Source organism: Actinophytocola sp. (assembly GCF_035712165.1).
Lineage (GTDB): Bacteria > Actinomycetota > Actinomycetes > Mycobacteriales > Pseudonocardiaceae > DASYTH01.
This window is the reverse complement of record NZ_DASTBH010000353.1, coordinates 1-2,846: the sequence shown is the minus strand read 5'-3', so window position 1 is coordinate 2,846 and position 2,846 is coordinate 1. Positions and strand designations below refer to the sequence as shown.

4 protein-coding genes are annotated in these 2,846 nt (G+C 71.9%); all 4 read left to right on the top strand.

The genetic code is table 11. The annotated features are described in order from the left end of the window. Positions 1–741 (top strand): bifunctional DNA-formamidopyrimidine glycosylase/DNA-(apurinic or apyrimidinic site) lyase (gene mutM / locus VFO68_RS19720; RefSeq protein ID WP_325159800.1); only part of this gene is annotated, 741 nt, incomplete at its 5' end. A gap of 88 nt (positions 742–829) precedes the next feature. Further along, entirely contained in the window at positions 830–1,153 is a 324-nt protein-coding gene (locus VFO68_RS19715; RefSeq protein ID WP_325159801.1) for a PadR family transcriptional regulator, read from the top strand. Then, entirely contained in the window at positions 1,150–2,283 is a 1,134-nt protein-coding gene (locus VFO68_RS19710) for a DUF1700 domain-containing protein (RefSeq protein WP_325159799.1), read from the top strand. The genes VFO68_RS19715 and VFO68_RS19710 overlap by 4 nt, the downstream gene beginning before the upstream one ends. Positions 2,284–2,449: 166 nt before the next feature. Continuing rightward, the coding region (locus VFO68_RS19705) for a hypothetical protein (protein ID WP_414635532.1) at positions 2,450–2,846 on the top strand (397 nt) is incomplete at its 3' end.

The window sequence follows — 2,846 nt, the reverse complement described above, 5'->3', positions numbered from 1 at the left end:
GGAGCCGTGGACTTCGCGGGGCGGCTCGTCGGCCGCCGGGTGGAGGCGGTGGACCGGCGCGGCAAGTACCTGTGGGCGCGGCTGAACTCCGACGAGGCGCTGCTGGCTCATCTGGGTCTGAGCGGGCAGATGCTGATCCGGCCGGGAGGCGCGCCGATCGAGACCCATCTGCGGGTCCGGTTGCGGTTTTCCGACGACGGGCCGGAGCTGCGCTTCGTCGACCAGCGCACGTTCGGCGGGCTGTCGGTGGAGGCGTTGACCGAGGCCGATGGCAGCGTGCTGCCGGTGTCCGTGGCGCACATCGGCCGGGACCCGATGGACCCCCGGTTCGACGCCGAGGCCGTGGTGCGGTCGTTACGCCGGCGGCACACCGAGGTCAAGCGCGCGCTGCTGGACCAGAACCTGGTCTCCGGGATCGGCAACATCTACGCCGACGAGGCGCTGTGGCGCGCCCGGCTGCACTGGGCCCGGCCGACCGACCGGCTGTCCCCCGCGAAGGCCCGCGAGCTGTTGGCCGCTGCCACCGAGGTGATGGCCGAGGCGCTGCGGGCCGGCGGCACCTCGTTCGACGCCCTGTACGTCAACGTCAACGGGGAGTCCGGCTACTTCGACCGGTCGCTCGCGGTGTACGGCCAGGAGGGTCTGCCGTGTCCCCGGTGCGGCCGGCCGATCCGGCGCGAGCCCTTCATGAACCGGTCCTCGTTCTCCTGCCCCCGCTGCCAGCCCCGGCCCCGGTCCTGAGCCCGGCCCGGACGTCTGCCGGTGCTGAGTTACACGCACTACTGCGCAATGCGTGGTAGTCTCCTTCACGGAGAACTGGGAGGCCCGGATGGAGATCAGCCAACTGCTCAAGGGCGTCCTCGACCTCGCGGTGCTCGCGGTGCTGCGGGACGAGGACGGGTACGGCTACGACGTGCTGCGCCGGTTGCGGCAGGCCGGACTGGAGGAGGTCGGGGACGCGTCGGTGTACGGCACGCTGCGCCGGCTGTACAACGCGGGGGCGCTGACCTCCTATGTGGTGCCCAGCGAGGAGGGGCCGCACCGCAAGTACTACGGGCTCAACGAAACCGGCCGGGAACGGCTGGCCGACTCCGGCAAGACGTGGCGGGCCTTCGCCGACACGATGGACAGCCTGGTGGGAGCGGCGGCATGACCATCAAGACGGACCCCGCGGTCGCCGAGTACCTGGCCCGCACCAAGACGGCCCTGGCCGGCCTGCCGGCCAGCGAGGTCGAGGAGATCATCGGCGACATCGGCCCGCACCTGTCGGAGATCGCCGACGAGCTGGACGAGGTGACGGTCGACGCGCTGAGCGAGCGGCTCGGCACGCCGGAGCAGTACGCCGCTGAACTGCGGGCCGCGGCGGGCTACCCGGCCGACGGGCCGGAGCCGGCCGGCTCGAGCACGGCCCTGCCCCGGCTGACGCTGTGGGGCCTGACGGCCGGTGTGTTCGCCGCGTTCGTGCTGGGGTTGGCGGGGCCGTTCGGCCGCTATCCGCCCGTTCCGATGTCGGTGTTCGCGGTGTTCGCACTGCTCGGGGTCGCGCTGCTGCTCAGCGGCACGGTGCGGGTGGGCGACCTGTACGACCTTCCCGAGGCGGCGGCGGCGCGCCAGTCGGGTCGCCGGTTCGTGGCGGCCCTGCCGGCGCGGCTGGTCGGCTTCTTCCGGTCGCTGCGCCCGGCCTGGGGGGTGTTGCGAACCCTGGTGCTCGCCGCCGCTCTGCTGCTCGGCCTGGCCCGGGCCGAGGCGGCACAGATGTTCCTGGTTGTGGCCGCACTGGTGCTCACGCTCGGCTTCCGGTCCCGGACCGATCAGCGGCTGCGGTGGGGCGTGGCGGCCGCCAACGCCTTCGCGATCGGCTACACCCTCGTGCTGACCGCCTGGCTGGTGTCCGTCATTCCCTACCGGAACGACGTCTACCTGGTGGACAGCTCGCCGAACGTGCCGCAGCAGCGCAACGTCTACGTGTTCGGACCGGATGGCCGGCCGCTGTCCGAGGTGTACCTCTACGACCAGGACGGCAACCCGATCAACGTTCTGAAGATGAGCTGCGACGAGATCTACGGGGACGTCACCAACCAGGTTCCGCAGCCGATCGTCGAGCGGCTGGACACCGGTGAGTGCGTCGAGCGGACCGGTCCGCCGTTCACCGTGGTGATCCCGCGCGCGAGCACCCCGCCGTCGGTCCTCACCTCGATACCGCCGGCATCGGCCCCGCCAACATCAACACCGCCAGCAACGACACCGCCAGCAACGTCACTGTCGGCTCCGGCGTCCAAGTAACCAGGGGGCGGATGGGGAGTGCGCAATCGGGGGCGCACTCCCCATCCGTAATGCCATCACCCTGGCGGGTGAGAAAGTTTTGGCCCAGCGCGACCTCATGGATACGATCCGTCGCGATCATTCGTCGTGACGCTCTGTTTCCGGTTGCTTGCGTGGAGGTGTTCCGGTGGCTTACGTGGAGGTCAGGCCCGTGCGCGTGGCCGATCTGCTGTTACGCGAAGGCCATCCGCTGACCCCCGGGATGACCACCGGTTCGGGGTCATCCGATCCGGGCTGGACCGCCCGGCGCACGCTGGGTGTGGCCGCCGGCGCGTTGCTGGTGATCGGCACGGTGGCGGCCGGCGCCCTGGGGCTGGGCGGTGGGCCGGTCTCCCCGCCGAGCTCGGCCGGCGAGCCGCTCGGCGTCGTGCCGCCCGGCGTGCCGCAGCGCGAGATGCCGGCCCCCGAGCAGCGACCGGTCGAGGTCCCCGCCGCTCCCGAGGCGGCCACCCCGCAGTTCACCAACTCCGCGTCCACCGGTGCCGCGTCGCCCGGGGAACCGGCCCGGCGGGCCCTCCCCGCTC